Origin of the sequence: Variovorax sp. V15 (genome assembly GCF_041154425.1) — a bacterium.
In the GTDB taxonomy this organism is placed as follows: domain Bacteria; phylum Pseudomonadota; class Gammaproteobacteria; order Burkholderiales; family Burkholderiaceae_C; genus Variovorax; species Variovorax guangxiensis.
Window position 1 is genome coordinate 6,665,413 of sequence record NZ_AP028659.1, and the last position, 26,235, is coordinate 6,691,647.

Sequence of the window (26,235 nt, forward strand, 5' to 3'; positions counted from 1 at the left end):
TCACCGGGTTTCACCTCTGTGCTGCGACAGCGCGACAGCCGAATGATGGTCGGCTGCACGGCCCGGCGTGGCCGTGCCCACCCATCCGCGAGGCTGCGCATGACGTCCCTGCAATCGCGTCACATCGACAACGTCTACTCCATCACCACCGGCGCGGCGCTGGCCGATCCGGCGGCGAGCCTGGTCCACAAGTCGTGGGCGCGCTGCGTGCGCGACCACGGGCTCGATCCGTCGAGGCCGAGCCCCGCGCGCATCCTGCCGGCGCAGGAAGTGCGCGCGCACCAGCAACAGCTGGAGCATTTCCTGCGCGCCGCGCGCTCGGGCATGGAAGACATCTACCGCCGCGTGGCCGACCTCGGCTACATGGTGCTGCTGACCGACGCGGAAGGCATCACGGTCGACTACATCGGCAACCCCGCGTGGGACGACCAGCTGCGCAAGGCCGGCCTCTACCTCGGCGCCGACTGGAACGAGGCGCACGCGGGCACCTGCGGCGTGGGCACCTGCCTGATCGAGCGCCAGCCGATGACCTGCCACCAGACCGAGCACTTCGACGCCACGCACATCGCGCTGACCTGCACCACCGCGCCGCTGTTCGACCACAGCGGCAAGCTCACGGCCATCCTCGACGTGTCTGCCCTGCGCTCGCCAGAAGCCAGGGAGAGCCAGCATCTCGTGCGGCACCTGGTGGCCATCTACGCGCGGATGATCGAGGACGCCGACTTCCTGCGCAGCTTCCGGGGCCACTGGATCCTGCGGCTGGGCAGCGCCTTCGGGCTGGTCGACGTGGCGGGCGAGGTGATGCTGGCCTTCGACGAAGGCGGCACGGTGGTGGGCGCGAACGGCGGCGCGCGGCAGGCCTTTGCGGGGCGTGCGCTGGGCGGCGCGATCTCCGAATGGCTGCACATGCCGATGGATGCGATCTGGCGCATCGGCAACGGCGGCGCGTCGGCCATGCCCTTTGCCCACACGGTGCTGCTGCCCGGTGGCGGCGAGTACCACGCGTCGCTGCTGGCGCCGCGCGTGCGCAGGCCTTCGGTCGCAACCCCTGCGGCGCCCGCCGCACGCCCGAACGACCGCCTGCCGCCGCTGGAACGCATCGCGGGCGACGATCCGCAGATGCAGAAGCTGCTTGCGCAGGCGCGCCGGCTGGTGGACCGCGGCATCCACGTGCTGGTCGAGGGCGAGACCGGCAGCGGAAAGGAAGTGCTTGCCCGCGCACTGCACGGCGCCAGCGGCCGCGCGGCGATGCCCTTCGTGGCGGTGAACTGCGCGGCCATTCCCGATTCGCTGATCGAGAGCGAGCTGTTCGGCTACACGCCCGGCAGCTTCACCGGCGGCCGCGCCAAGGGCATGAAGGGCCTGATCGCGCAGGCCGACCGGGGCACGCTGTTCCTCGACGAGATCGGCGACATGCCGATGGCGCTGCAGACGCGGCTGCTGCGCGTGCTCTCCGAGGGCGAGGTGCTGCCGCTGGGCGCAGAGTCGCCGCAGCGCGTGGACATCGCGGTGGTGGCGGCCACGCACCGCCACCTGCCCGGGCTCGTGGCCTCGGGTCGCTTTCGCGAGGACCTCTACTACCGGCTGTGCGGCGCGGTGCTGAAGCTGCCGCCGCTGCGCGAACGCGGCGACATGCGCTACCTGATCGAGGGCATGTTCAACGAGGAAGCCGCGGCGATGTCTTCACCGGCGCGGCTGTCGGAAGAGGCGATGCAGAAACTGCTGGCGCATGACTGGCCGGGGAATCTGCGGGAGCTGCGCAATGTTTTGAGGCTGGCGTTGGCGCTGTGCAGCGACGGCCGGGTCGGCGTGGAAGACCTCCAGCTACAGCTGCCCGCACGATCGGGCCACGTCACCCCGGCCAACGTGGCCTGTGTCGCCGCTTCTTCGGCCGACGACCCAGATGGCATCGCCGCCACCGAGCTGGTCGAACTGCTCAGGCGCCACCGATGGCACGTGGCACGCGCGGCCGACGAACTTGGCCTGAGCCGTGCCACGGTGTACCGGTACATGAAGCGCCACGGCATCGCGCCGCCGCGCAGCCGGCCGTTGGTGGACGATTGAAACACGCTGCGACAGTGTCGCAGCCTTCGTCGCATGCGGCGTGCGACAAAGGCTTCCGTTGATACAAAACCGCGCGCAAGTCATTGATCCATTGTCGCCCCGCGCGCGGCACGAAAACTGCGCAACGGATGCCGCGCCGCCCCCAAAGGCGCCGCGCATCCATCAACGACGCTACGGAGACACCCAATGACAGACCCCACCACCGCCCCCACCCGGGCCGCGGCCCAATGGCTCGCCAACTTCGCCGCCGCGCTCGTGCGCAACGACATCGACGCGGCCGTCTCGCTGTTCGAGGCCGACAGCTTCTGGCGCGACCTCGTCGCCTTCACCTGGAACATCCGCACGCAGGAGGGCCCCGGGGCGATCCGCGCGATGCTGCAGGCGCGGCTGGCCGACGTGCAGCCCACGGCCTTCGCGGTGGAGGGCGAGGCGACCGAGGCCGATGGCGTGGTCGATGCGTGGTTCACCTTCGAGACGCGCGTGGCGCGCGGACGCGGCCACCTGCGGCTGCGCAACGGCAAGGCCTGGACGCTGCTCACCACCATGACGGAGCTGAAGGGCTTCGAGGAGAAGACGGGCGACAACCGCATCAAGGGCGCGGAGCACGGCGTGCACAAGGGCCGCAAGAACTGGCTGGAGAAGCGCCGCGACGAAGAAGCGTCGCTGGGCTACACCGAGCAGCCCGAGGTGGTGATCATCGGCGGCGGCCAGGGCGGCATCGCGCTCGGCGCGCGGCTGCGGCGGCTGGGCGTGCCGACCATCATCGTGGAGCGCAACGCGAAGGCCGGCGACTCCTGGCGCAAGCGCTACAAGTCGCTGTGCCTGCACGACCCGGTCTGGTACGACCACCTGCCCTACATGCCCTTCCCCGACGACTGGCCGGTGTTCGCGCCCAAGGACAAGATCGGCGACTGGCTGGAGATGTACACGAAGATCATGGAGCTCAACTACTGGAGCTCCACCACCGCGAAGAAGGCACGCTTCGACGAAGCCGCGCAGCGCTGGGAGGTGACGGTCGAGCGCGAGGGCAAGCCGGTGGTGCTGCGACCGAGGCAACTGGTTTTCGCGCTGGGCGTGTCGGGCTACCCGAACGTGCCGAAGGTGGCTGGCGCGGAAAACTTCAAGGGCGACCAGCACCACTCCAGCCAGCACCCCGGGCCCGAGGCCTATGCCGGCAAGAAGTGCGTGGTGCTGGGCTCCAACAACTCGGCGCACGACATCTGCGCCGCCCTGTGGGAACACGGCGCCGACGTGACGATGATCCAGCGCTCGTCGACGCACATCGCGCCCTCGCAGTCGCTGATGGAGCTTGCGCTGGGCGGGCTCTATTCGGAGCAGGCGGTGAAAAGCGGCATCGACCACCACAAGGCCGACCTGATCTTCGCGTCGGTGCCCTACAGAATCATGCACACCTTCCACATCCCGGTGTACGAGGAGATGAAGAAGCGCGACGCCGACCTGTACGCGCGGCTCGAAAAGGCAGGCTTCATGCTCGACTTCGGCGCCGACGGATCAGGGCTCTTCATGAAGTACCTGCGCCGCGGCTCAGGCTACTACATCGACGTGGGCGCCTCGGAGCTGGTGGCCAACGGCAGCATCCACCTGAAGAGCGGCGTGAACATCGAGCGGGTGAACGAGCGCTCGGTCACGCTGACCGATGGCACCGAGCTGCCGGCCGACCTGCTGGTGTACGCCACCGGCTACGGCTCGATGAACGGCTGGCTGGCCGACCTGATCTCGCCCGAGATCGCCGACAAGGTCGGCAAGTGCTGGGGCCTGGGCTCCGACACGCCGAAGGACCCGGGGCCGTGGGAAGGCGAGCTGCGCAACATGTGGAAGCCCACGCAGGTGGACAACCTGTGGTTCCACGGCGGCAACCTGCACCAGTCGCGGCACTACTCGCAGTTCCTGGCGCTGCAGTTGAAGGCGCGCATGGAAGGGATCGACACGCCCGTGTACGAGCGGGCCGCGTCGCACCACGTGCGCTGACTTGGTGTTGTCCCCTCTCCCGCAAGCGGGAGAGGGAGCGAGTCCGCTCACTCGCTGATGAACCGCCGCAGCCCTTCCAGGTCGATCACGGTGATGCCGCCGTACTCGATGCGCAGGAAGCCGGCTTCCTTCAGCCGGTTCAACGCCGCATTGCACCGCTGGCGTGACACGCCCGAAAGGTTCGCGATCTCTTCCTGCGAGGTCTGAAGATGCGGCTCGCTGCCCGGGTGAAGCCAGGGATGGAATAGCCCCGCCAGCGCGCGCGCCACCTGGCTGTCGGCATCGAGCAGGCGATGCGCTGCGTAGTTGCCCATGAACCAGTGCAGCCGCTCGTTGATCTGCTGCAGAAGGAAGTGATCGAAGCCGCGCTGCGTGCGGTGCAGCCACTCGAAGGTTTCCAGCGGCAGCGCCGCCACCCTGCTCGGCCGCAGGGCGATGATGTCGGCCGAGCGCGGGAGCGCGCGCAACAGCGTGCCTTCGCCGAACCAGCTGCCCACCGAGAGCCCGCCGAAGGTCACGGAGCGGCCATCGCTGGAGGTGATCGACCACTTGAGCAGCCCCTCGAGGGTGCCGTACCAGTGCATCGGCGTGTCGCCGCGCCGGCACAGCGCGGCGCCCGCCGCCACCTCCACCTCGCGCATCTCGTCGAGCACGCGCTCGCCAGCGCTCACGTCGAGCAGGGGGAACCAGGCCGAACCTTGCAGCAGTTGCGGGATCGTCAGCGATGCCGCTCTGGGGGCCGGCTTCGTCGTGGGCATGGAATGAAAGCTCCTGAAGGCCCGGGTGCGTAAACCCTGAGCCCAAATGTCGTCGCGATGACTGAGTGTGCCTGCGCACCCAAAAATAATAGCGCGGCCCCCTTGAAAGACACCAGGAGCCCCGACCATGTCGAAGCGCAAAGTGATCGTGACCATCGCCCCCACCGGCGGCATGGCGCACAAGTCGCAGAACCCCCACCTCCCCACCCAACCCGCCGAGATCGCGGCCGACGTGCTGCGCTGCTGGAACGCCGGCGCGAGCGTGGTCGCGATCCACGCGCGCCGCCCGGACGACGGCGCCACCTGCGACGCCGACGTGTACCGCGACATCAACAGCCGCATCCGCGCGGGCGGCTGCGACATCGTCATCAACAACTCCACCGGCGGCGGCGTGCATGGCGACATGGTGAAACCGCTGGCCGGCGACCGCTGGGAGATCGCGTGGGAAGAGCGCATCAAGGGCATGGACGCCGGCGCCGAGATGTGCACGCTCGACGCCACCACGCTCAACCTGAGCTTCGAGGGCAAGCAGATCCTGATGGACACGCCCATCACCCGCGGCCGCGAGCTGGCCGCCGGCATGAAGGCGCGCGGCATCAAGCCCGAGTGGGAAGTGTTCAGCCCCACGCACATCCTGCAGGACACGACCACGCTGATCGGCGAGGGCCACGACGACGAACCCTACTTCATCAACCTGGTGATGAACGTGCACCGCAACTTCCAGAACGCGATGCCGTATTCGCCGCGCTTCCTGCAGATGATGGTCGACACCCTGCCCAAGGGCAGCATCTTCTGCGTGAGCGGCATCGGCCCCTCGCAACTGGAGGCCAACGTCGCGGCGCTGCTGCTGGGCGGCCATGCGCGCGTGGGCCTGGAAGACAACCTCTACTTCCGCCAGGGCGAGCTGGCCACCAACGTGCAGCTCACCGAGCGCATCGTGCGCGTGATCCGCGAACTCGACATGGAAGTGGCGACGCCCGCCGAGGCGCGGCAGATGATGGGCCTGCCGCGGGTGGGCACGCCGAGGCCCGAGTTCGCATTGGGCTGACAGCGGCACGCAGCAGGAAAAGACGAACGGAGACGAATACATGAGCAAGCTTTCCCGCACCGCCCTGGCCGTCGCGCTCGGTGCGGCATTCGCAGCAACGGGCGCCTCGGCGCAGGTGTCCGACGACACGATCCGCATCGGCTTCATCAGCGACATGTCGGGCATCTACCGCGACTACGACGGCCCGGCCGGTGCCGAGGCCATCCGCATGGCGATCGCCGACATGGGCGGCGCCATTGGCGGCAAGAAGATCGAGCTGGTCACGGCCGACCACCAGAACAAGCCCGACATCGCCGCCGCCAAGGCGCGCGAATGGTTCGACGTGCAGAAGGTCGACATGCTGGTCGCCGGCGTCAACTCGGGCGCGGCCATCGCCATGGCGGGCGTGGCGGCCGACAAGAAGAAACCGTACTTCGTGGTGGGCTCGGGCGCCTCGGGCCTCACCAACGAATACTGCTCGCCCTATACGGTGCACTACGCCTACGACACGGTGGCCATGGCGCGCGGCACCGCGAGCGCGGTGGTCAAGGCCGGCGGCAAGAGCTGGTACTTCGTGACGGCCGACTACGCCTTCGGCGCAGCGCTGCAGGCCGACGCAACCAAGACGGTGCAGGCCGCGGGCGGCACGGTGGCGGGCTCGGTCAAGCATCCGCTGGGCGCGAGCGACTTCTCGTCGTTCATGCTGCAGGCGCAGGGCTCCAAGGCGCAGGTGCTGGCACTGGCCAACGCGGGCGGCGACACGGTCAACGCCATCAAGTCGGCGGCGGAGTTCGGCGTCGGCAAGAACATGAAGCTGGCCGGCATGATCATCACCATCAACGACGTGCACGCGCTGGGCCTGAAGGCATCGCAGGGCATGTACCTCACCGACAGCTGGTACTGGAACCAGAGCCCCGAGTCGCGCGAATGGGCGCGCCGCTTCTTCGACAGGCACAAGCGCATGCCCTCCTCCTTCCATGCCGGCGACTACTCGGCCGCGCTGCAGTACCTGCAGGCGGTGAAGGCGGCCGGTACCGACGACGCCGACAAGGTGATGGCGCAGTTGCGCAAGACGAAGTTCAATGACATGTTCGTCAAGGGCGGCTGGCTGCGCGACGACGGGCTGATGGTGCACGACATGCACCTGATGCAGGTGAAGACGCCGGCCGAATCGAAGGAACCCTGGGACTACTACAAGGTGGTCGAGCCGATCCGCGGCGAGGCCGCATGGACCACGAAGGCGGAGAGCCGCTGCGCGCGGTGGAAATCGACATGAGCACATCCCCGGAAATCCGACGCGTGGCGGTGGTAGGCACCGGCGTGATCGGCGCGAGCTGGGCCGCGCATTTCCTCGCGCACGGCCTCGACGTGAACGCGACCGACCCGTCGCCCGGCGCGGAGGAAAGGCTGCGCGAAGCCGTGGCACGGCACTGGCCCACGCTGGAGCGCTTCGGTCTCGCGCCCAGCGCGAGCATCGACCGCCTGCGCTTCCACGACAGCCTGGAAGACGCCGTCTCGGTGGCCGACTTCGTGCAGGAGAACGGCCCCGAGCGCATGGACTTCAAGATCGACCTGTTCCGCCGCATGGACGCGGCCGCGCCGCCGGAAACCATCCTCGCGTCGAGCTCGTCGGGCCTTGCGATCAGCGGCGTGCAGTCGGGCTGCGCGCATCCGCAGCGCGTGGTGCTGGGGCATCCGTTCAACCCGCCGCACCTGATTCCGCTGGTGGAAGTGATCGGCGGCGAGCAGACCTCGGCCGATGTCATCGAACGCACGATGGCGTTCTACGCAGCCATCGGCAAGCGGCCGATCCACGTGAAGCGCGAGGTGAAAGGCCACATCGCGAACCGGCTGCAGGCCGCACTGTGGCGCGAAGCCTTCCACCTCGTCGACCAGGGCGTGGCGAGCGTGGCCGACATCGACGCGGCCATCGCGCACGGGCCCGGCCTGCGCTGGGCGGTGATGGGGCCGTTCATGAATCTGCATCTCTCGGGTGGTGCGGGCGGCATCGAGCATGTGCTCGCGCACCTGGGCGGGCCGATCGAGGACTGGTGGAAGGACCTCGGAGTGCCGTCGATGACGGCGGAGCTCAAGCGGAAGGTGAAGGATGGCGTCGATGAGGAACTGGGCGATCGCCGCACCAGCGACCTCGAATCCGCCCGCGACACCCTGCTGTTAAACCTGATTCGCGCCAAGTCCGACACCGGCAGACTCGACTGAAATGACCGACTTCCTCCTCGATGAAAACCTGATCGCCCCGCCCCGCACGGTGCGCATCGACTTCGACGACGGCTCCTTCGCGCTGCGTTCGCCGATGGCGCTGAAGCCCTATGCGCGCTGCATCGGCGAATGGCTGGAGCGCTGGGCGCGCGAGACGCCCGACGCGCTGGCCTTCGCGGAGCGCGACGAGAGCGGCGAAGGCTGGCGCAAGCTGGACTACCGCGCGCTGCGCCAGGCCGTGGGCTCGGTGGCGCAGGCGTTGCTCGACATGAAGCTGCCGGCGGGCCAGCCGGTGGTGATTCTTTCGGACAACGCCATCGACCACGCGGTGTTGATGCTCGCGGCCATGCACATCGGGCGCGCCGCATGCTCGCTCTCCAGCGCCTACTCGCGCATGGCGAAGGACACCTCGCGGCTGCACGGCATGCTGCAGGCGCTGAAGCCCGCGCTGATCTACGCCTCCGACGCGAAGGTGTACGGCGGCTCGCTCGCGGGCAGCGGCGTGGAGGCCGTCGCGGTGTTCAGCCGCAATGCCGACGCGCACCCGGGCGCCGTCGCCTTCGACAGCCTGCTCGCGGCGAAGGAAACGCCCGCCGTCATGGAAGCCTTCGCGAGCGTGCTGCCCAACACGCACGCCAAGTACCTGCTGACCTCCGGCTCCACCGGCAGGCCCAAGGTGGTCATCAACACGCACCGCATGCTGTGCGCCAACCAGCAGATGATCGCGCAGACCTGGCGCTTCCTCGCACAAGAGAGGCCGGTGCTGGTCGACTGGCTGCCCTGGAGCCACACCTTCGGCGCGAATCACAACCTGCACATGGTGCTGTGCCACGGCGGCGCGCTCTACATCGACGAGGGCCGGCCCGCGCCGGGGCTGATCGAGAAGACGGTGCGCAACCTGCGCGAGGTGAAGCCCACGCTGCTGTTCAACGTGCCGCGCGGCTTCGACATGCTGCTGCCTTTCCTGGAGACCGACGAGGCGCTGGCCGCCGACGTGCTCTCGCGCCTGCGCCTGGCCTTCTACGCGGCGGCGGCGCTCGCCCCCTCCACCTGGAAGCGGCTCGAGGCGGTGGCCGTGCGCGTACGGCCCACGCGGCCGCTGTGGCTCACCACCTCCTGGGGCGCGACGGAGACATCGCCCGCCATCACCTCCGCGCACTGGAAGCTCGATGGCGCCGGCTGCATCGGCGCGCCGCTGCCGGGGCTGGAGCTGAAGTTCGTGCCCAACGGCGAGAAGCTGGAGATGCGCGTCAAGGGCGTCTCGGTGTTCCCCGGCTATCGCGATGCCCCGCGCGAAACCGCGCAGGCCTTCGACGAAGAGGGCTACTACCGCATCGGCGACGCCGGCTTCCTGGCCGACCCGACGCAGCCCGCGCAGGGCGTGATCTTCAACGGCCGCGTGGCGGAGGACTTCAAGCTTTCCACCGGCACCTGGGTGTCGGTGGGCACGCTGCGCGTGAAGCTGGTGTCGATGCTCGCGCCTCACGTGCAGGACATCGTGCTCACCGGCCACGACCGCGACGAGATCGGCATGCTGGTGTTCGCGAGCCCCCAGGGCGCCGCGCTCGCGCCGCAGGCCATGGGCGAACGCATCGCCGGTGTGCTGCGCGCGCTGCGCGACGAGGGCGCGGGCTCCTCGCAGTGCCCCGCCTGCGCGCTGGTGCTCGCCGAGCCGCCGAGCCTCGACGCGGGCGAGATCACCGACAAGGGCTACATCAACCAGCGCGCGGTGCTGACGCGCCGCGCCGCCGAGGTGCAGCGGCTGCATGCGCGCACGCCAGGCGATGCGCAGGTGGTGCGACTGGAAGGCTGACGCTTCCTTCCCCTCGGGCGCTCAGGCCTGCTCGAACAGCTCCAGCAGCGTGTTCTTGAGCCACCGGTGCAGCCCCGAGGTCTCGTGGCGCTGGTGCCAGAAGAGTTCGATGATGCGCGGCGGCGCCTCCAGCGGCACGGGCATCTTGCGCAGGCCCGTCAGGCGCGGGGGCTCGAACTTCTCGGACCAGGGCAGCACCGCGATCAGGTCGGAGCGGCGCACCACCTCGTATGCCGCGCCGTAGTGGTTGACCGTCGCGACCAGGTTGCGCTGCAATCCGCGGCTGCGCAGGAACAGGTCGTAGGTCGGCGTGGTCTTGCCGACCAGGCTCACGTCCACGTGGCGTGCGGCAAGGAATTTCTTCAGCGGAATTCTCCCGGCCCGCGCAAGCGGATGGCCGGCACGCATGATGCAGACGAAGTCCGGCGACCACAGCGCCCGTGACTTGAGGAACGCCGGCCGCCGCACTTCCTCGTTGTAGACGCTGATCGCGAAGTCGGCCTTGTTGTCTGCCAGCACCGGGCCGAAGTCGACCAGCGTGTTGGGAATGGCATGGACCTGCATCGACGGCGCGACCTTGCCGAGCCGTTGCGCCAGCCGCGGCACCACGATGGACGACACGTAGTCGGACATCGCGATGCTCACGCTCGCCGTGCTGCGCAGCGCGTCGAACTGCTCGACGTCCATCGTCGCGCGGATCGCATGCAGCGACTGCGACAGCGGCTCCCACAGGTCGATGGCGCGCCGCGTCGGGTTGACGCCCGCGCCGCTGCGCACGAAGAGCGGATCGTCGAAGGTGTCGCGCAGCCGGCGCAGCGCATTGCTCACCGCGGGCTGCGTCAGCGACAGCTTGCTGGCCGCGCGCGTGACGTTGCCCTCGGTCATGAGGGCCTCGAACACCTTCAGCAGGTTGAGGTCGGCATTGCGGTAGTTCATCGCGCGTCCTCTTCGTTCTTTCATTCACGAAGTCAATAAACACAATCACGCATATAAATTTGTCGTGATATCCCCGCGATCCTACGATCTGCCGCTTCTCCGCACCACCGAAGTCGAGGGATTCACATGACCATGCTGTCGGCCCGCATCGAGCGCCTGCCGTTCTCCGGTTTCCATCGGCGCCTGCTCTTCATGGGAGGGCTGGGCTACACCTTCGATGCGATGGACGCGGCCGTGATCGCCTTCGTGCTGCCGGTGCTGCGCACCGAATGGGGGCTCAGCAGCGTGCAGATCGGCGTGCTGGCCAGCGCGAACTTCATCGGCTTCTTCTTCGGCGCGCTCGCGGCCGGCACCTGCGGCGACCTGTTCGGGCGGCGCAGGGTGATGATGTCGGCCCTTGCCATCTACTGCGTGGCCTCGCTCTTCAGCGGCATGGTCGACAACTGGACGCTGTTCCTCGGCCTGCGCATCGTGGCCGGCTTCGGCGCCGGCGCCGAGAGCGCGATCATCGCGCCCTACCTCTCGGAGTTCGTCGCGCGCCGCTATCGCGGCACCTTCACCGGCGCGCTCGCGGGCTTCTTCTCCTTCGGCTTCGTGGCCGCCGCGCTGCTGGGCTACTTCATCGTGCCGGCGCATGCACAAGGTTGGCGCATCGTGATCTTCATCACCGCGATGCCGGTGCTGCTGCTCCTGTGGTGGCGCCGCGCGCTGCCCGAGTCGCCGCGCTGGCTCGAAAGCCAGGGGCGGCAGGCCGAAGCCGGCGCGATCGTGGATGCGATGGAATCCGACACCGTTCGCCGAGGCCTCGCGCTGCCCGCGCTCAACGAGGAAGACGTGGCCGCGCCGCCGCCCAGCAACAGCCGCGGCGGCCTGCTGAAGAACTACGCCACGCTGGTCTCGCGCAAGCTGATGCGCATCAGCGTCATGACGTGGCTGATGTGGCTGTCGATCACCTTCAGCTACTACTCCTTCTTCACGTGGATTCCGAGCCTGCTGATACAGAACGGCATGACTATCACCAAGAGCTTCGGCTATTCGCTGGTGATGTACCTCGCGCAGATCCCGGGCTACTTTTCCGCTGCATGGCTCAACGAGAAGATCGGCCGGCAGGCCACCATCGTGGGCTACATGCTGCTGGGCGGCATCGCGGCGCTGGGCCTGGCCTTCACGCACAGCGACACGCAGATCATGGCGGCGGGCGTGCTGCTTTCCTTCTTCATGAACGGCACCTATGCGGGCGTCTATGCCTACACGCCCGAAGTGTTCCCGACGCAGGTGCGCGCCACAGGCTCCGGCCTGGCCTCGGCCATCGGGCGCATCGGCGGCATCACGGCGCCGATCCTGGTGGGCTTCATCTATCCGTCGCTGGGCTTCGCGGGCGTGTTCGGCATGACGACCGCCGTGCTGCTGCTGGGCGCGGCGGCCGTCACCTTCATGGGCATTCCCACGCGCGGCCGTTCGCTGGAAGACATCGCGGCGGCGGAGCTTTCCTGAGAGACATCGACCAGACACCCATGCAACCCAACACGAACAACCATCTCATCGACGAATCGCTCTCGGCCGTGGCGCGCGCGCACGCCGACACGCAACAGCCGCAGGCCACCTTCGACGCCATCGACAAGGCGCTGGCCGCCACCGTGGGCCACCGGCTCTTCACCATCCTGGTCCACCACCGCGCGGCGCGCGAGTCTGAGCGCGTCTACACCAACATGCGCGATGCCTACCCGGTGGGCGGGCGCAAGCCGATCACCGATTCGCCCTGGATGCAGCAGGTGATGCACCAAGGCCAGCCCTACATCGGCCGCACGGCCGACGACATACGCGACGTGTTCTTCGACCACGCGCTCATCGAGTCGCTGGGCTGCCGCAGCGTGCTGAACATTCCGCTGCGCTGGCGCGGCGAGACGCTAGGCACGCTCAACATGCTGCACGAGGAGAACTGGTACGGCGCGCAGCACGTCGAGACCGCGCGCGTGTTCGCGCAGCTCGCGGTGCCGGCCCTGATGGCCGCCGCCGACTGAATGCCTGAATGAACGTGAACGCCTTCACAGGAGACCCTTCATCATGACGAACGCCGTACTGTTCCAGAACGCCAATCTGCTCGATCCGCAGCGCGCCGAGCTGCTGGAAGACCACCACATCCTCGTGGAGGACGGCGTGGTGCGCGAGGTTTCCGACAAGCCCATCCACAGCCCCTCGGCCCGCGCCATCGACGTGAGGGGCAAGACCGTGATGCCGGGCCTCATCGACCTGCACGTGCACGTGATCGCGGTGGAGCTCAACCTCGCGCGGCAGGTGCACATGCCCAACGTGCTGGTGACGCTGCGCAGCGTGCCGATTTTGCGCGGCATGCTGCGACGCGGCTTCACCACGGTGCGCGACGCGGGCGGCGCGGGCTTCGCCTTCAAGCAGGCGGTGGATTCCGGGCTGGCGCAGGGCCCGCGCCTCTTCGTCTCGGGCCGCGCATTGAGCCAGACCGGTGGCCACGGCGACATGCGCGCGCGCTCCGACTACATGGGCAACGGCGACGGCGTGTGCGCCACCTGCGTGCGCGTAGGCGCGCTGGCGCGCGTGGCCGACGGCGTGGACGCGGTGCGCAAGGCGGTGCGCGAGGAGCTTCAGATGGGCGCGGACCAGATCAAGATCATGGCCTCCGGCGGCGTGGCCTCGCCCACCGACCCGGTGGGTGCCTTCGGCTACAGCGAGGACGAGATCCGCGCCATCGTGGCCGAGGCACAGGGGCGCGACACCTACGTGATGGCGCACGCCTACACGGCAGCCGCCATCGCGCGTGCCGTGCGCTGCGGCGTGCGCACCATCGAGCACGGCAACCTCGTCGACGCGCCCACCGCCACGCTCATGGCGCAGCTGGGCGCCTACGTGGTGCCCACGCTCGTCACCTACGACGCGCTGGCCACCGAGGGCGAGAGCCTGGGCCTGCCGGCCGAGAGCGTGGCGAAGGTGGCGAGCGTGCGCGAGGCCGGCCTGCGCTCGCTGGAAATCTACAAGGCGGCAGGCGTGAAGATGGGCTACGGCTCCGACCTGCTGGGCGAATCGCAGCGGCTGCAGAGCGACGAGTTTCGCCTGCGCGCTGAGGTGCTGTCGCCGGCCGAGGCCATCGCCAGCGCGACCACGGTGGGCGCCGAGATTCTGGGCATGAGCGACCGCCTGGGCCGGCTGGTGCCCGGCGCACTGGCCGACCTGCTGGTGGTGGACGGCAACCCGCTGCGCGACATCGGCTGCCTGCTGGGCCAGGGCGAGCGCATTCCGCTCGTCATGAAGGAAGGCGTGGTGCAGTTCGACGAACTCGCCACCCTGCACTGAACGAGAACGCTACGGCTGCGCCAGCCACTTGCGCCACAGCACCAGCGCCTTGTCCTGGTAGCGCCGGGTGGCGGCGAGCAGCGCGGTGCGCGGCGCGGTCGACATGAGTTCGGCCGGCAGCAGCGGGTCGCGGATGATGTGCGCGATCACGGCACGGCCCAGCAGCAGCGACTCGCGCGTCGCGGTTTCGAGCTTCTGGGTGGCGAGCCGCTTCTCGCTGCGTTCCACGCCCGCCTGCAGGCGGCGGTAGTCGGCCTCCATGGCGCGCACATTCCACAGCTTGCGCGCGGCCGCCTGCGCCGCCTCGTCGAGGTCGGCGATGCGGAACACCAGCGCGTCGGAGGACAGCCCCAGTGCCGCCAGGTGCTTGCGCTCGGCCGCGAGGCCGCCCGAGAGGTTGTCGGGCCGGACGTGCAGGCCCGGGTGCAGCGCGGCGAAACCGCGCAGCGACAGTGCGAGCGCGTGATGGCGCCACGCGGTCTTGTCGGCGCGCGGCACGCCGGCGTCGTGCACCGCCAGCCAGTCGCCGCGCCATGCGACGGTCTGCGCCTGCCGGTTGCGCCAGGCATCGACGGTGCGCGACAGCGCCGCGCCCTTGCGGTCGAGCATGTAGCTGCCGCGCTCGCCGCGCGCGATCTTGCCCTCGGCCGCGAGCCGCGTCAGGCCCACGCGCAGGGTCGACTCGCCGATGCCCATGAGCGCGCCCGCACGGCACAGCGCCTGCGCGCTCAGCGTGCCGCCGTCGGCCACCAGAAGGTCGAGGATCAGGTCGGGCGCGCTGGGGACGGCGACCGGCACATTACATACTTTGTCCATGTTTGCAGGAGAGAGAAATATTTCCTACGATCATCGTGAGCGATCGAGCATGTAATTTTGCCCGGAAGGATGCGCGCATGGCCATGCAATACGTGAGCTGCGACACAGACGGCGCCGTCTGCACCATCACCCTGAACCGGCCCGACAAGCGCAACGCGGTCGACGGCCTGGTGGCGGCCGAACTGCGAGAGGCCTTCGGCCGGTTCGAGGCCGAAGAGGCCCTGCGCGTCGCGGTGCTCACCGGCGCGGGCGGCAACTTCTGCGCGGGCGCCGACCTCTCCGCCGTGGGCGACCCCGCCCGCCGCAACGAGCTCGACCCCGAAGGCGGCGGCAGCGGCCCGATGGGGCCCACGCGCATGGCGCTGTCGAAGCCGCTGATCGCGGCGGTGAACGGCTTCGCGGTGGCCGGCGGCCTCGAGCTCGCGCTGCTGGCCGACCTGCGCGTGGCCGACGAGGACGCGGTGTTCGGCGTGTTCTGCCGCCGCTGGGGCGTGCCGCTGATCGACGGAGGCACGGTGCGGCTGCCGCGCATCGTGGGCATGGGGCGAGCGCTCGACATGATCCTCTCGGGCCGTCCGGTGGGCGCGCCCGAGGCGCTCACGATGGGCCTGGTCAACCGCATGACGCCGCCCGGCGGCGCGCTGGCCGCCGCGCAGCAGCTGGCGCGCGAGATCGCCGCCTTTCCGCAGCGTTGCATGCTGGCCGACCGGCGCTCCGCCTACGAGCAATGGGACATGCCGCTGGCCGAGGCCCTGCGCCGCGAAGGCGCGCTGGGCGTGCCGGTGGTCTTCGCCGAGGGCCAGGCCGGCGCCGCGCGCTTTGCCGGCGGCGCCGGGCGCCACGGCGAGTTCGGAAGCTGAAAACCCGGCCTACCCCTGGCCGATGCGGCGCAGCGTGGTCCGCAGCGCCTTCGCGAAGCGCGGGTCGGCCATGGCGCCGACGTTGAAGCGCGACCAGCGCGACACCTGCGTCGAATCGACGGCGAAGATGCGCCCCGGCGCCATCACGATCTTGCGCGGCAGCAGCTCCTTGGCGAAGGCCAGCGAGTCGGCCACGCCGGGCAGCGCGGCCCACACGTAGAGCGACTGCGGGGTGCGCGCGAACACTTCCGCGCCGACCGACTCGAAGAGCTTCATCGCGTTGCGCGTGGCCTCGCCCAGCCGCGTCTGCAGCCGGTTCAGGTGCCGCTGGTAGTGGCCTTCGCTGAGGATGACGTCGACGGTGCGCTCGGCGTACTCCGAGCTGCTCACGTGGATCAGCGCCTTCAGGTCGGCGAGATCGCTCGCGAGGTCGGCGCCGCATGCGATGAAGCCCACGCGCAGCGCGGCCGAGAACGACTTGGAGAAGCTGCCGATGTAGATCGTGCGCTCCAGCTGGTCGAGCGCGGCCAGCCGGGGCAGCGCCGTGGGCTTGAAGTCGGCCAGCGGATCGTTCTCGACGATCAGCAGGTCGTGCTTCTGCGCGAGCTGGAGCACGCGGAATGCCTTGGCGGGCGAGATGTCGGAGCCGGTGGGGTTGTGCGCGATCGACTGGGTGAAGAAGAGGCGCGGCCTCTCGGCGATGAGCAGGCGCTCCAGCGCTTCCAGGTCGGGCCCGTCGGCCAGGCGCGGCACGCCCAGCACCTGCGCGCCCGCGAGCTTGAGCTTGCCGAACAGCGGGTAGTAGCCCGGGTCGTCCACCAGCACCTTGCCGCCGGGCGGCACGAAATAGCGGATGACGATGTCCATGGCCTCGTTGGCGCCGTGCGTGAGCACGATCTGCCGCGGTTCGGCGCCGATGCCGAAGTCGGCCAGCTTGCGCACGAGGTGATCGCGCAGCGGCGCGTAGCCGAAGCGGCTGCCGTAGCGAAAGAGCGCGCCGAGCCCCGTGCGCACGACCTTGGGGTGGTACTTGTCGAGCCGCACGTCGGCCAGCCACTCGACCGGCGGAAAGCCGTCACCCACGGCGATCGCGTCGGGCTCGGTCTTGAGCTGCTCGCGCATGAGCCACACGATGTCCATCGCGCGGCCGAGGCTGCCGGCGTCTTCCTCCGCGGGCCCGGGGGCCGAGGGCCGCGCGCACACGAAGTAGCCCGAGCCGCGCCTGGGCTCGACCAGCCCGCGCGACACCAGCAGCTCGAAGGCGGCGACCACGGTGTTCTTCGCATAGCCGTGCAGCTGCGCCAGTTCGCGCAGCGAGGGGAGCTTGTCGCCGGCCTTGTAGGCGCCGCTCGCGATCTGGCGTTCGATGGCGTTGGCGAGCGAATCGGCGATGGTGGTCATGGCCTGCGACTGTGACACAGCGGGCGCGAACGGCCACCCACTGTCCCCACTGTCCCGCCAAACTGTGCCTTCCGGCGGCGGTACAGCCGACCTAAATTGCCTGCTCCCGAACTCGCATTCAGAAGAGACACGCAACGATGGTCGCCGATTCCCGCCTTCCCAACTTCCGCGCACTGACACCCGCGCAGCGCCTCGAACACATCGCGGGCATCGCCTCGCTCACCGCCGACGAGACCGCCCTGCTCTCCCGGCCCGGCGCCCTGGGCATGGACCGCGCCAACGGCATGATCGAGAACGTCATCGGCACCTTCGAGCTGCCGCTGGGCGTGGCCGGCAACTTCGTGGTGAACGGCCGCGAGTACCTGGTGCCGATGGTGGTGGAAGAACCCTCGGTGGTGGCCGCGGCCTCGTTCATGGCCAAGCTGGCGCGCGAAGGCGGCGGCTTCGAGGCATCGAGCACCGGACCGCTGATGCGCGCACAGGTGCAGGTGGTGGGCATCGGCGATCCGCATGGGGCGCGGCTCGCACTGCTGCGGGCGCGCGAGCGCATCCTGGAGGTGGCGAACAGCCGCGACAAGGTGCTGATCGGCCTGGGCGGCGGCTGCCGCGACATCGAGGTGCACGTGTTCGAGAGCACGCCGCGCGGCGCGATGGTGGTGATGCACCTGATCGTCGACGTGCGCGACGCGATGGGCGCGAACACGGTCAACACCATGGCCGAAGCGGTGTCGCCGCTGGTCGAGGAGCTCACCGGCGGCACGGTGCGGCTGCGCATCCTGTCGAACCTCGCGGACCTGCGGCTGGCGCGCGCCCGCGTGCGGCTCGCACCGGCCGTGCTCGCCACGCGCGAGCGCAGCGGCGAGGAAGTGGTGGAAGGCGTGATCGACGCCTACACCTTCGCGGCCGTCGACCCCTACCGAGCGGCCACGCACAACAAGGGAATCATGAACGGCATCGACCCGGTGATCGTCGCCACCGGCAACGACTGGCGCGCGGTCGAGGCCGGCGCACACGCGTACGCCTGCCGCCATGGCCGCTACACCTCGCTCACCACCTGGGAGAAGGACAACACCGGCGCGCTGGTCGGCACCATCGAGCTGCCGATGCCGGTGGGGCTGGTGGGCGGCGCCACCAAGACGCATCCGCTGGCGCGGCTGGCGCTGAAGGTCCTCGGCGTGCGGTCGGCACAGGAGCTCGGCGAAGTGGCCGCTGCGGTGGGCCTTGCGCAGAACCTGGGCGCCCTGCGCGCGCTGGCCACCGAAGGCATCCAGCGCGGCCACATGGCACTGCACGCACGCAACATCGCGCTGGTGGCCGGTGCCGCCGGCGAGGAGATCGACGCCGTCGCGAAGCAGATGGCGGCCGAGCACGACGTGCGCACCGACCGCGCGGTGGCGCTGCTCGAGGCGCTGCGCAAGAACAAGAAGTAGGCAGGCAGACAGGAAGGCGTTGCGGGCCGCGCCCGCATCAACAACAACGACGGAGACGACAGCATGAAGACGGACAGTGCAGGCCGCGCGAGATGGCGGCTGGTTGAAATATGGGGCGACACCGCCGACCTGGGCCACCTCGCGTGGTCGATCGCCATCGGCCTCGTCGTGAGCCTCGCAGGCTTCCTGGTGGCCAACCGCGTGCTCGCGAGCACGGTGGGCACGCCCGAGCTGGCGCGTGCCTACGCCATGCTCGCGGGCCTGGGCGGCTGCGTGCTGTCGGGCCTGATCTGCGCCTGGCTCTTCGCGCCCAAGCGCGAGGTGATCGAGGGCACGGGCGCCGATCCGCGCTGGCGCGAGGAAGTGCTGGCCGAACTGGCCGGCGAGCACGGCGACCTGGGCTCGGTGGCCGACCTGCCCCCTGCGGTGGTGCGCGAGATGAAGGAGCTCGAAATCCACGACCTGTTCGCCTCGTACCGGCCGCGCGCCGCGCGGCAGGAAGGCGGCGCGCCATGATCGACGCATCGCTGCTCGACCAGATCCTCGTCGCCACCGGCATGGGCCTCGTCGGCGCCGTGGTGTTCGCCGCCATCGGCCTCGTCTCGGGCACCGACGAGACCACCACGCTCGCGCCGCTGACGCTGCTGGTGGTGCTGCTGGGCGTGCCGCCCGAGGGCGTCTTCACCTTCTTCCTGGCGGCGGCCGTGGCCAAGCACATGACGCACGCGGTGCCCACGGCGCTTCTGGGCATTCCGGGCGACACCATGGCCACGCCGCTGCTGCAGGACGCCAACGTGCTGCGCAACCTCGGCGTGCCGCACATCGCGCTGCGCAAGATGGTGTCGGGCGCGATCATCGCGGCCTTCATCGCAGTGCCGCTAGCCGTGCTGTTCGCGGTGCTGCTGGCGCCCTACGGCGCAGCCATCACCAAGGCGGCGCCGTGGATCTTCGTGGTGGCGGCCGTGGCCATCGCGTATTTCTCGAGCGGGCGCTGGGCCTCGGTGGCGACGCTGGTGCCCTTCGTGGTGGTGATCGTGGCGCTGCAGGCGCTCACGGGCAAGTACGGCGTGAAGCTCAGCATCAGCTACTTCCTGGGCATCGCCATCGGGCCGCTGGTGGCCGACCTGTTCTCGGTGATCTCGCCGGCCGCGCGTGCGCGCATGAAGCGCGACAAGGTCCGCACCTTCTCGCTGGCGCCCGACGTGAAGGGCTGGTCGGGCTACTTCCCGAACCCGTTCAAGGTGCTCGACCGCGGGCAGGTGAAGTGGACCTTCGCGACGGCGGCCGTCTCCAGCGCCACCTTCGTGTTCAGCCCCGTCGCGATGACGGTGGTGCTCGGCGAGCTGGTGGGTTCGCGCGTGAAGCACGCCTACCACCGGCTCACCACCACGCTGGCCGCGCGCAACGGCGTGACCGAGGCCACCTACATCGCCGAGGCGCTGATTCCGCTGATCGCCATCGGCCTGCCGCTGAGCCCGGTGGCCGCGGGGCCGGCCGCGCCGCTCTTCAACGCGCCGCCGGTCTTCACCATCGACGCGGCCAGCGGCCAGACCCACAACCTGCACAACCTGCTGAGCCACTGGGAGTTCCTGGGCTACGGGATGCTGGCGGTGGTGCTGGCGGCGCTGGTGGCCTATCCGTTCACGATGAACTTCGCGCGCCGCGCGGCGCTCTTCGTCTCGCGCAAGGTCAGCCACGAGGCGATCATCGCGACCTTCGTGGGGCTGATCGTGGTGATCAGCGTGTGGGAAGGCCAGTTGCTCGGGCTGCTGGTGATCCTGACGATGGGGCTGCTGGGCGGGCTGCTGTCGCGCGCCATCGGCTTCAACACCGGCGTGCAGTTCATGGGTTACTACACGGCGGTGCTGACGGTGCCTGCGGTGGTCAAGGCCTTCGGCTGATCGGAGAAAGAGGCGGTCAGCGCACCTTCGCGCAGACCGCCTCGAACACCGCGCCGCTCACCGTCTCGGGCTTGCCGACGGGCGACCACCGGGTGTGGCGGCCGATGTCGAGGTCGTGCACCTCGAGCGGCCCGTTGTAGCTGACGACACGGCGCATCTTCTCGCGGCGGCCCTTGCAGTCGTAGTCGCCCAGGTAGTTGGACGCGCGGAAGGGCTGCTTGCCCACGTCGTTCTGGAGCTCGAAGTAGTCGTAGCGGGTCCAGGCCTCGACGAATTCGCCGTGGGGGCGGATCGACGGGATCTTCAGCGAAACCTTCTTGCGGGCCGTGGTCATGAGCTGTGTCCACTCCTGCTGTTTCGGCTGGGGCTGCGCGGAGGCACAGGGGACGGCGGCCACCAGCGCAAGGACGCCGACGGCGGGGATCAGGCGAAGGAACGGGTTCACGGCTCGGGCTCCCTGTGTGGTTCTGTATGTCTGCATGGGCCGGCGCCGGCCGGCAGCCGGAAGATATCAAAGCAGGCCCAGGGCAGCTCAGCGCGGCTTCGGCTGGGTCTTCTTCGGGGTCGGCTTCGGCGCAGGCTTCGGCTTGTCGCCGCCGAACAGCTTTTCCACCTGCTGCCCCACGCGCGCCCCGATGGCGGTACCCACACCCGGCAGCACCGCGCTGCCGATGGCCGCGCCGGTGAGCGCGGCGCCGGTCAGCGAGAGTTCGGGGTCGCTCATGCTGCCGCCCACCTTCAGCGGCACGCCGACCACGCCGTCGACGAGGTCGACCGCGATCTCGCCGTCGAGCTTGCGGTTGAAGAGCTTCAGGTTGCCGCTGGCGGTGAGCACGCCCGAGCGGGCCTTGAGGTTGCTGTACTGCATCACCACGCCGTCCTCGGTGCCCTGGGTGTCGAGGGTGCCGGTGAGTTCGTCCAGCGCGGTGGTGCCCCCTCGGCTGATGCCTGCGGTGGTGACGGCCTTGGCCACGTCCAGCCTGGTGAGCGTGGCCGGTTGGACCGAGAAGGTGGTGCGGGTGTGCAGGCTGCGGATGAGCGCGCCGAGATCCTCGGCGCTCGCCGCCTCGGCCGCGAGCGTGGTGGTGCCCGAGAACTTGCCGGCCACCGAGGTGCGGCGGCCGAAGGCCTGCACCAGGCTCTCGATGTCGATCTGGCGCGGCTCCAGGTCGGCCGAGAGCTGGAGCTTGCCGTCGGGCTGCGTCTCGAGGCGGGAGACGCCGTTCCAGGTGCCGCCGCCCACGTCGATGCGGGTGCGCCAGCGGTCCTGCCCGGCCTGGCGGTCCAGGCGCAGGCGCACCGCAGAGGGCGTACCGGCGCGCTCGATGCGGGCCTGGCGCGGTCGCCAGCCGGGGTCGAAGCGGATGTCGCCGTCGTAGGCCAGCGAGATGTCGCGCCGGTCGATCCAGCTCACGTCGCGCCAGCGCAGCTGTTCCACGGGGACGGGCGCGAGCGTCCATGGCGCCGGCAACGCGATGACGCCCTCCCCGCTCTCCCGCGGCTTGGGCCCCTTGCCCCGGAAGGCACGCACCGAGGCGCGCGGCAACACCAGGCCGTCGACCTCGATCTCGTCCACCGCAATGACGCGCTGCAGCAGCGGCGCGAGCTGCAGCTGCACGCTCACGCGACGCAGGGTGATGGGACGGGGCTGGTCGGTGGCGATGTCGGACAGCACGAGCACGGGTACCGGCACCAGCGCCCAATGGGCGCCGCCTACCTTCAGGGCCACGCCGAAGCGCTTCTCGAAGGCCTCGGCGATCTTCGCGGCCACCTCGTCGTCGGTGGGCAGGCGCGCGCTCACCACCCACACCAGCGCGCCCACGCCCAGCAGCAATGCAACGGCGATGCCGAGGAGCCAGCGGCGCAGGGGGAGCTTCATCGGCGCAAGGTAGCACGCAAAGGCGACTCGGTTTGTCAGCCGCCATCGCTATAGTTTTGGCCACTGTTACAGGCAGGAAGAAAGAAAGAGGCACTGAATGCGTATCTGGAAGAAAGAGGTCTCCGTCGAGACCCTGACGAGCAACCACGTGGGCACCGTCGTCTCCGCGCTGGGCATCGAGTTCCTGGAGGTGGGCGACGACTTCATCCGCGCCCGCTGCCCCGTGGACGAGCGCACCCGCCAGCCCTACGGCATCCTGCACGGCGGCGTGTCGGTGGTGCTGGCCGAGACGCTGGGCTCCTGCGGCGCCCACTACTCGGCCCCCGAGGGCGACCGCGCCGTGGGCCTGGACATCAACGCCAACCACATCCGCTCGGTGACCAGCGGCTGGGTGATCGGCACGGCGCGGCCGGTGCACCGGGGGCGCACCACGCAGGTCTGGCAGATCGACCTGACCAACGAGGCGGGCGAGCTGACCTGCGTATCGCGCATCACGATGGCGGTGCTGCAGGCGCGCTGAAGGCGGCGGTTTTCTTTCTCCTGCGGCAGGGTGCATGCCGGTGTTCAGGGCGGGGTTCATCACCCACAATCACGCCCCGGGAAAGCCGGGACGTCCCGGCCACCGAGCACTACATCCAACAAGAGGAGATAGAAGAATGTTCAACTGGACTGAACGGCCCGCGTCCGCGCTGGCCAACGGCGCGGTGATCGCGCCCGACGAGCGGCTGCCTTGGCTGCAGACCGGCGCCATGGGCGTGCAGCACGTCATCGCGATGTTCGGCGCCACGGTGCTGGCGCCGATCCTGATGGGCTTCAACCCCAACATCGCGATCCTGATGAGCGGCATCGGCACGCTCATCTTCTACTTCGTCACCGGCGGCAAGGTGCCCAGCTACCTGGGCTCGAGCTTCGCTTTCATCGGCGTGGTGATCGCCGCCAGCGGCTACGCGGGCAAGGGGCCCAACGCCAACATCGCGGTGGCGCTGGGGGGCATCGTGGCCTGCGGGGTGGTGTACATCCTGATCGGGGCCATCGTGCAGGCCATCGGCACGGGCTGGATCGAGCGCTTCATGCCGCCCGTCGTCACGGGCGCAGTGGTGGCCGTGATCGGGCTCAACCTGGCGGGCGTGCCCGTCAAGAACATGGCGGCCGGCAACTTCGACGCCTGGATGCAGGCCGTGACCTTCCTCTGCGTGGGCCTGGTGGCGGTGTTCACCCGCGGCATGCTGCAGCGCCTGCTGATCCTGGTGGGGCTGATCCTCGCCACGCTGGTCTACGCCGCGCTGACCAATGGCATGGGCATGGGCAAGCCGGTGGACCTGAGCGGCATCGCCAACGCGGCCTGGTTCGGCATGCCGACCTTCACCGCGCCGGTGTTCACGGCCAACGCGATGCTGCTGATCGCGCCGGTGGCGATCATCCTGGTGGCCGAGAACCTGGGCCACCTGAAGGCGGTGACGGCCATGACCGGCCGCAACCTCGACCCGTACATGGGCCGCGCCTTCATCGGCGACGGCATCGCCACCGTGGTGAGCGGCGCCGCCGGCGGCACCGGCGTGACCACCTACGCCGAGAACATCGGCGTGATGGCGGCCACGCGCATCTATTCCACCGCCGTGTTCGTGGTGGCAGCCGTCATCGCGCTGGTGCTGGGCTTCAGCCCCAAGTTCGGCGCGCTGATCCAGGCCATTCCGCTGCCGGTGATGGGCGGCGTGAGCATCGTGGTGTTCGGCCTGATCGCCATCGCGGGCGCCAAGATCTGGGTCGACAACAAGGTCGACTTCTCGCAGAACAGGAACCTGATCGTGGCGGCCATCACGCTAATCGTGGGCACGGGCGACTTCACGCTGAAGTTCGGCGACTTCGCCCTGGGCGGCATCGGCTGCGCGACCTTCGGCGCGATCATTCTTTACGCGCTGCTGGGCCGCTCCAGGAATTGAACTGCGAGCGAGCCCTTCCAGGGATACCGGTGGAACCGGCTTTGCCGGGCCACCGGTATCGCCCCCTGCAAGGGGGTTGGCGAAGCGACACGAAGTGCCGCGAAGCCTGGGGGTTAGCTTGGTAACCTCATGAAAGAAGTGTTTGCCGGAGGGCCTGAGGCGGGGGCCCTTCACCGGCGTTTGGCCCGCGCCCGTTAGACTCCAACGCTTTTCGCACCGACGTTTTCCCAATGGCCGATGTCTCCGCCGCGCGCACCAAGGCGGTTTTCGAATTCAAGAGCGCCACGCTGCCGCTGATCGCAGTGATCCTCAAGACGTCCGACCTGGACGTGCTGGCCGAGGCGCTCGACGCCCAGCTGGCGGATTCGCCCGACTTCTTCGAGCAGGAGCCGGTGGTGATCGACCTCTCGCTGCTGCAGGAGTCGCAGGACGACGGCGACATCGACTTCGCCGCCCTGCGCGGCCTGCTGGCGCGCCACCAGACCCAGCCCATCGCGGTGCGCGGCGGCAACGACACCCAGCACGCCGCAGCGCGCGCGGCCGGCCTCTCGGTGGCAGCCATGCCCGCGGCCCCGGCGCCCCGCGCCCCGGCCCCGCCGGCCGAGCCCCCGGCCTCCGAGGCCCCGCAGATCGTGCGCGAGGTGCCGGTGCCGGCCAACGGCACGCTGCTGATCGACAAGCCGCTGCGCTCGGGCCAGCAGGTCTACGCCCGCGGCGGCGACGTGGTGGTGACCGCCATCGTGAGTTTCGGCGCGGAAGTCATCGCCGACGGCAACGTGCACGTGTACGCGCCGCTGCGCGGCAAGGCCATTGCCGGCGCGCGCGGCAACACCGAGGCGCGGATCTTCTCGACCTGCATGGAGGCCCAGCTGGTGGCCGTGGCCGGCATCTACCGGACCAACGAGGTGCCGCTGCCCGACACGGTGCTGGGCAAGCCGGCCCAGGTGCGCCTGGACGGCAAGAAAATCTCGATCGATCCCATTCCCTGAGCGGACGAACCCGATCACGGAATGCGGCGACCCTGACAAGCAACAACTGAATCGAAACAAGAAGGAATGGCCATGGCCAAAATTGTGGTGGTGACTTCGGGCAAGGGCGGCGTCGGCAAGACGACGACGAGCGCCAGCTTCGCGTCGGGCCTCGCGCTCGCGGGCAAGAAGACGGCGGTGATCGACTTCGACGTGGGCCTGCGCAACCTCGACCTGATCATGGGCTGCGAACGCCGCGTGGTGTACGACCTGATCAACGTCATCCAGGGCGAGGCCAACCTGAGCCAGGCGCTCATCAAGGACAAGCAGTGCGACAACCTGTTCGTGCTGGCCGCCTCGCAGACGCGCGACAAGGAAGCGCTCACGCAGGACGGCGTGGAAAAAGTGCTGGCCGACCTCGCCGCAATGGACTTCGAATACATCGTCTGCGACTCGCCCGCGGGCATCGAGACCGGCGCCATGATGGCCATGCACTTCGCCGACGAGGCGCTGGTGGTGACCAATCCCGAGGTGTCCTCGGTGCGCGACTCCGACCGCATCCTGGGCATGCTCAGCAGCAAGACCAAGCGCGCCAAGGAAGGCGGCGAGCCCATCAAGGAGCACCTGCTGATCACCCGCTACAACCCCAACCGGGTGGCGGGCGGCCAGATGCTCTCGCTGGAGGACATCCAGGACATCCTGCGCATCAAGCTGATCGGCGTGATCCCCGAGTCGGAGAGCGTGCTGCACGCCTCCAACCAGGGCGTGCCGGCGATCCACGACAAGGAAACCGACGTGGCCCAGGCCTACACCGACGTGGTGGCCCGCTTCCTCGGCGAGGACCGGCCGATGCGCTTCGTCGAGGCGGAGAAGCCGGGCTTCTTCAAGCGAATCTTCGGGAGCAAGTAG

Annotated in this window: 23 protein-coding genes; 17 read left to right on the top strand and 6 right to left on the bottom strand. The window is 69.2% G+C overall.

The features are described 5' to 3' along the window. Positions 1 to 99: 99 nt before the first annotated feature. Positions 100 to 2,064, top strand: coding sequence for a sigma-54-dependent Fis family transcriptional regulator (locus ACAM57_RS31475; RefSeq protein WP_369660153.1), 1,965 nt, complete (start codon positions 100 to 102; stop codon positions 2,062 to 2,064). Between the two features lie 186 nt (positions 2,065 to 2,250). Beyond that, on the top strand, positions 2,251 to 4,053 hold the full coding sequence (locus ACAM57_RS31480) for an NAD(P)/FAD-dependent oxidoreductase (RefSeq protein WP_369660154.1): 1,803 nt from the start codon (positions 2,251 to 2,253) through the stop codon (positions 4,051 to 4,053). A 47-nt stretch (positions 4,054 to 4,100) separates the two neighbouring features. On the opposite strand, the gene ACAM57_RS31485 is transcribed toward ACAM57_RS31480, so the two are convergent. Beyond that, positions 4,101 to 4,811, bottom strand: a complete 711-nt coding sequence (locus ACAM57_RS31485) for a Crp/Fnr family transcriptional regulator (protein ID WP_184638991.1) — start codon at positions 4,809 to 4,811, stop codon at positions 4,101 to 4,103. Between the two features lie 127 nt (positions 4,812 to 4,938). Here ACAM57_RS31485 and ACAM57_RS31490 point away from each other — a divergent pair, with 127 nt between their 5' ends. From ACAM57_RS31490 to ACAM57_RS31505, 4 genes are read left to right on the top strand one after another with little or no spacing between them, the layout of a single operon-like run. Further along, entirely contained in the window at positions 4,939 to 5,859 is a 921-nt protein-coding gene (locus tag ACAM57_RS31490) for a 3-keto-5-aminohexanoate cleavage protein (RefSeq protein ID WP_126020649.1), read from the top strand. A 40-nt stretch (positions 5,860 to 5,899) separates the two neighbouring features. Next, complete coding sequence (locus ACAM57_RS31495; protein ID WP_369660155.1) at positions 5,900 to 7,114, top strand: ABC transporter substrate-binding protein; 1,215 nt, start codon at positions 5,900 to 5,902, stop codon at positions 7,112 to 7,114. Then, complete coding sequence (locus ACAM57_RS31500) at positions 7,111 to 8,058, top strand: 3-hydroxyacyl-CoA dehydrogenase NAD-binding domain-containing protein (RefSeq protein WP_369660156.1); 948 nt, start codon at positions 7,111 to 7,113, stop codon at positions 8,056 to 8,058. The genes ACAM57_RS31495 and ACAM57_RS31500 overlap by 4 nt, the downstream gene beginning before the upstream one ends. A 1-nt stretch (position 8,059) precedes the next feature. Continuing rightward, complete coding sequence (locus ACAM57_RS31505; protein ID WP_369660157.1) at positions 8,060 to 9,871, top strand: feruloyl-CoA synthase; 1,812 nt, start codon at positions 8,060 to 8,062, stop codon at positions 9,869 to 9,871. Positions 9,872 to 9,892: 21 nt separating this feature from the next. On the opposite strand, the gene ACAM57_RS31510 is transcribed toward ACAM57_RS31505, so the two are convergent. Further along, positions 9,893 to 10,807 (bottom strand): LysR substrate-binding domain-containing protein, encoded by a 915-nt coding sequence (locus ACAM57_RS31510; protein ID WP_369660158.1) that lies wholly within the window; start codon positions 10,805 to 10,807, stop codon positions 9,893 to 9,895. Between the two features lie 126 nt (positions 10,808 to 10,933). Here ACAM57_RS31510 and ACAM57_RS31515 point away from each other — a divergent pair, with 126 nt between their 5' ends. Genes ACAM57_RS31515 through ACAM57_RS31525 form a run of 3 tightly spaced genes read left to right on the top strand, consistent with a single transcriptional unit; the run spans position 10,934 to position 14,131 of the window. Then, positions 10,934 to 12,301, top strand: coding sequence for an MFS transporter (locus tag ACAM57_RS31515; RefSeq protein ID WP_369660159.1), 1,368 nt, complete (start codon positions 10,934 to 10,936; stop codon positions 12,299 to 12,301). Between the two features lie 20 nt (positions 12,302 to 12,321). Then, positions 12,322 to 12,828, top strand: a complete 507-nt coding sequence (locus tag ACAM57_RS31520; RefSeq protein ID WP_369660160.1) for a GAF domain-containing protein — start codon at positions 12,322 to 12,324, stop codon at positions 12,826 to 12,828. 43 nt (positions 12,829 to 12,871) lie between these two features. Next, positions 12,872 to 14,131, top strand: coding sequence for an amidohydrolase family protein (locus ACAM57_RS31525; RefSeq protein ID WP_369660161.1), 1,260 nt, complete (start codon positions 12,872 to 12,874; stop codon positions 14,129 to 14,131). A gap of 9 nt (positions 14,132 to 14,140) precedes the next feature. Here ACAM57_RS31525 and ACAM57_RS31530 read toward each other — a convergent pair whose 3' ends face one another. After that, positions 14,141 to 14,947, bottom strand: a complete 807-nt coding sequence (locus ACAM57_RS31530; RefSeq protein ID WP_369660162.1) for a PaaX family transcriptional regulator — start codon at positions 14,945 to 14,947, stop codon at positions 14,141 to 14,143. Positions 14,948 to 15,024: 77 nt separating this feature from the next. On the opposite strand from ACAM57_RS31530, the gene ACAM57_RS31535 reads away from it, so the two are divergent. Beyond that, positions 15,025 to 15,807: a crotonase/enoyl-CoA hydratase family protein gene (locus tag ACAM57_RS31535; RefSeq protein WP_369660163.1), complete on the top strand. Its 783-nt coding sequence runs from the start codon at positions 15,025 to 15,027 to the stop codon at positions 15,805 to 15,807. 9 nt (positions 15,808 to 15,816) lie between these two features. On the opposite strand, the gene ACAM57_RS31540 is transcribed toward ACAM57_RS31535, so the two are convergent. Next, positions 15,817 to 17,208 carry a PLP-dependent aminotransferase family protein gene (locus ACAM57_RS31540; protein ID WP_369660164.1) on the bottom strand — a complete coding sequence of 464 codons (1,392 nt, stop codon included), beginning with the start codon at positions 17,206 to 17,208 and terminating at the stop codon, positions 15,817 to 15,819. A gap of 137 nt (positions 17,209 to 17,345) precedes the next feature. On the opposite strand from ACAM57_RS31540, the gene ACAM57_RS31545 reads away from it, so the two are divergent. The 3 genes from ACAM57_RS31545 (at position 17,346) to ACAM57_RS31555 (ending at position 20,539) form a co-directional block, all read left to right on the top strand. Next, positions 17,346 to 18,638 carry a hydroxymethylglutaryl-CoA reductase, degradative gene (locus tag ACAM57_RS31545; RefSeq protein ID WP_369660165.1) on the top strand — a complete coding sequence of 431 codons (1,293 nt, stop codon included), beginning with the start codon at positions 17,346 to 17,348 and terminating at the stop codon, positions 18,636 to 18,638. A gap of 63 nt (positions 18,639 to 18,701) precedes the next feature. Then, entirely contained in the window at positions 18,702 to 19,154 is a 453-nt protein-coding gene (locus ACAM57_RS31550; RefSeq protein ID WP_369660166.1) for a hypothetical protein, read from the top strand. Continuing rightward, on the top strand, positions 19,151 to 20,539 hold the full coding sequence (locus ACAM57_RS31555; RefSeq protein ID WP_184639017.1) for a tripartite tricarboxylate transporter permease: 1,389 nt from the start codon (positions 19,151 to 19,153) through the stop codon (positions 20,537 to 20,539). Before ACAM57_RS31550 ends, ACAM57_RS31555 begins: the two co-directional genes overlap by 4 nt. 16 nt (positions 20,540 to 20,555) lie before the next feature. Here the strand turns inward: ACAM57_RS31555 and ACAM57_RS31560 are convergent, their stop codons facing one another. Then, positions 20,556 to 20,984 (bottom strand): surface-adhesin E family protein, encoded by a 429-nt coding sequence (locus tag ACAM57_RS31560; protein ID WP_369660167.1) that lies wholly within the window; start codon positions 20,982 to 20,984, stop codon positions 20,556 to 20,558. A gap of 87 nt (positions 20,985 to 21,071) precedes the next feature. Further along, on the bottom strand, positions 21,072 to 22,418 hold the full coding sequence (locus ACAM57_RS31565) for a hypothetical protein (RefSeq protein ID WP_369660168.1): 1,347 nt from the start codon (positions 22,416 to 22,418) through the stop codon (positions 21,072 to 21,074). Positions 22,419 to 22,515: 97 nt separating this feature from the next. Between ACAM57_RS31565 and ACAM57_RS31570 the strand changes: the two genes are divergently transcribed. The 4 genes from ACAM57_RS31570 (at position 22,516) to minD (ending at position 26,235) form a co-directional block, all read left to right on the top strand. Further along, positions 22,516 to 22,938 carry a hotdog fold thioesterase gene (locus ACAM57_RS31570; RefSeq protein WP_126020671.1) on the top strand — a complete coding sequence of 141 codons (423 nt, stop codon included), beginning with the start codon at positions 22,516 to 22,518 and terminating at the stop codon, positions 22,936 to 22,938. Positions 22,939 to 23,074: 136 nt separating this feature from the next. Continuing rightward, the gene (locus ACAM57_RS31575; protein WP_369660169.1) at positions 23,075 to 24,358 is read left to right on the top strand and encodes a solute carrier family 23 protein; all 1,284 of its coding nucleotides are present in this window, start codon (positions 23,075 to 23,077) and stop codon (positions 24,356 to 24,358) included. A 230-nt stretch (positions 24,359 to 24,588) separates the two neighbouring features. Further along, entirely contained in the window at positions 24,589 to 25,347 is a 759-nt protein-coding gene (gene minC / locus ACAM57_RS31580; RefSeq protein ID WP_126020675.1) for a septum site-determining protein MinC, read from the top strand. A gap of 72 nt (positions 25,348 to 25,419) precedes the next feature. Then, positions 25,420 to 26,235, top strand: coding sequence for a septum site-determining protein MinD (gene minD / locus ACAM57_RS31585; RefSeq protein WP_369660170.1), 816 nt, complete (start codon positions 25,420 to 25,422; stop codon positions 26,233 to 26,235).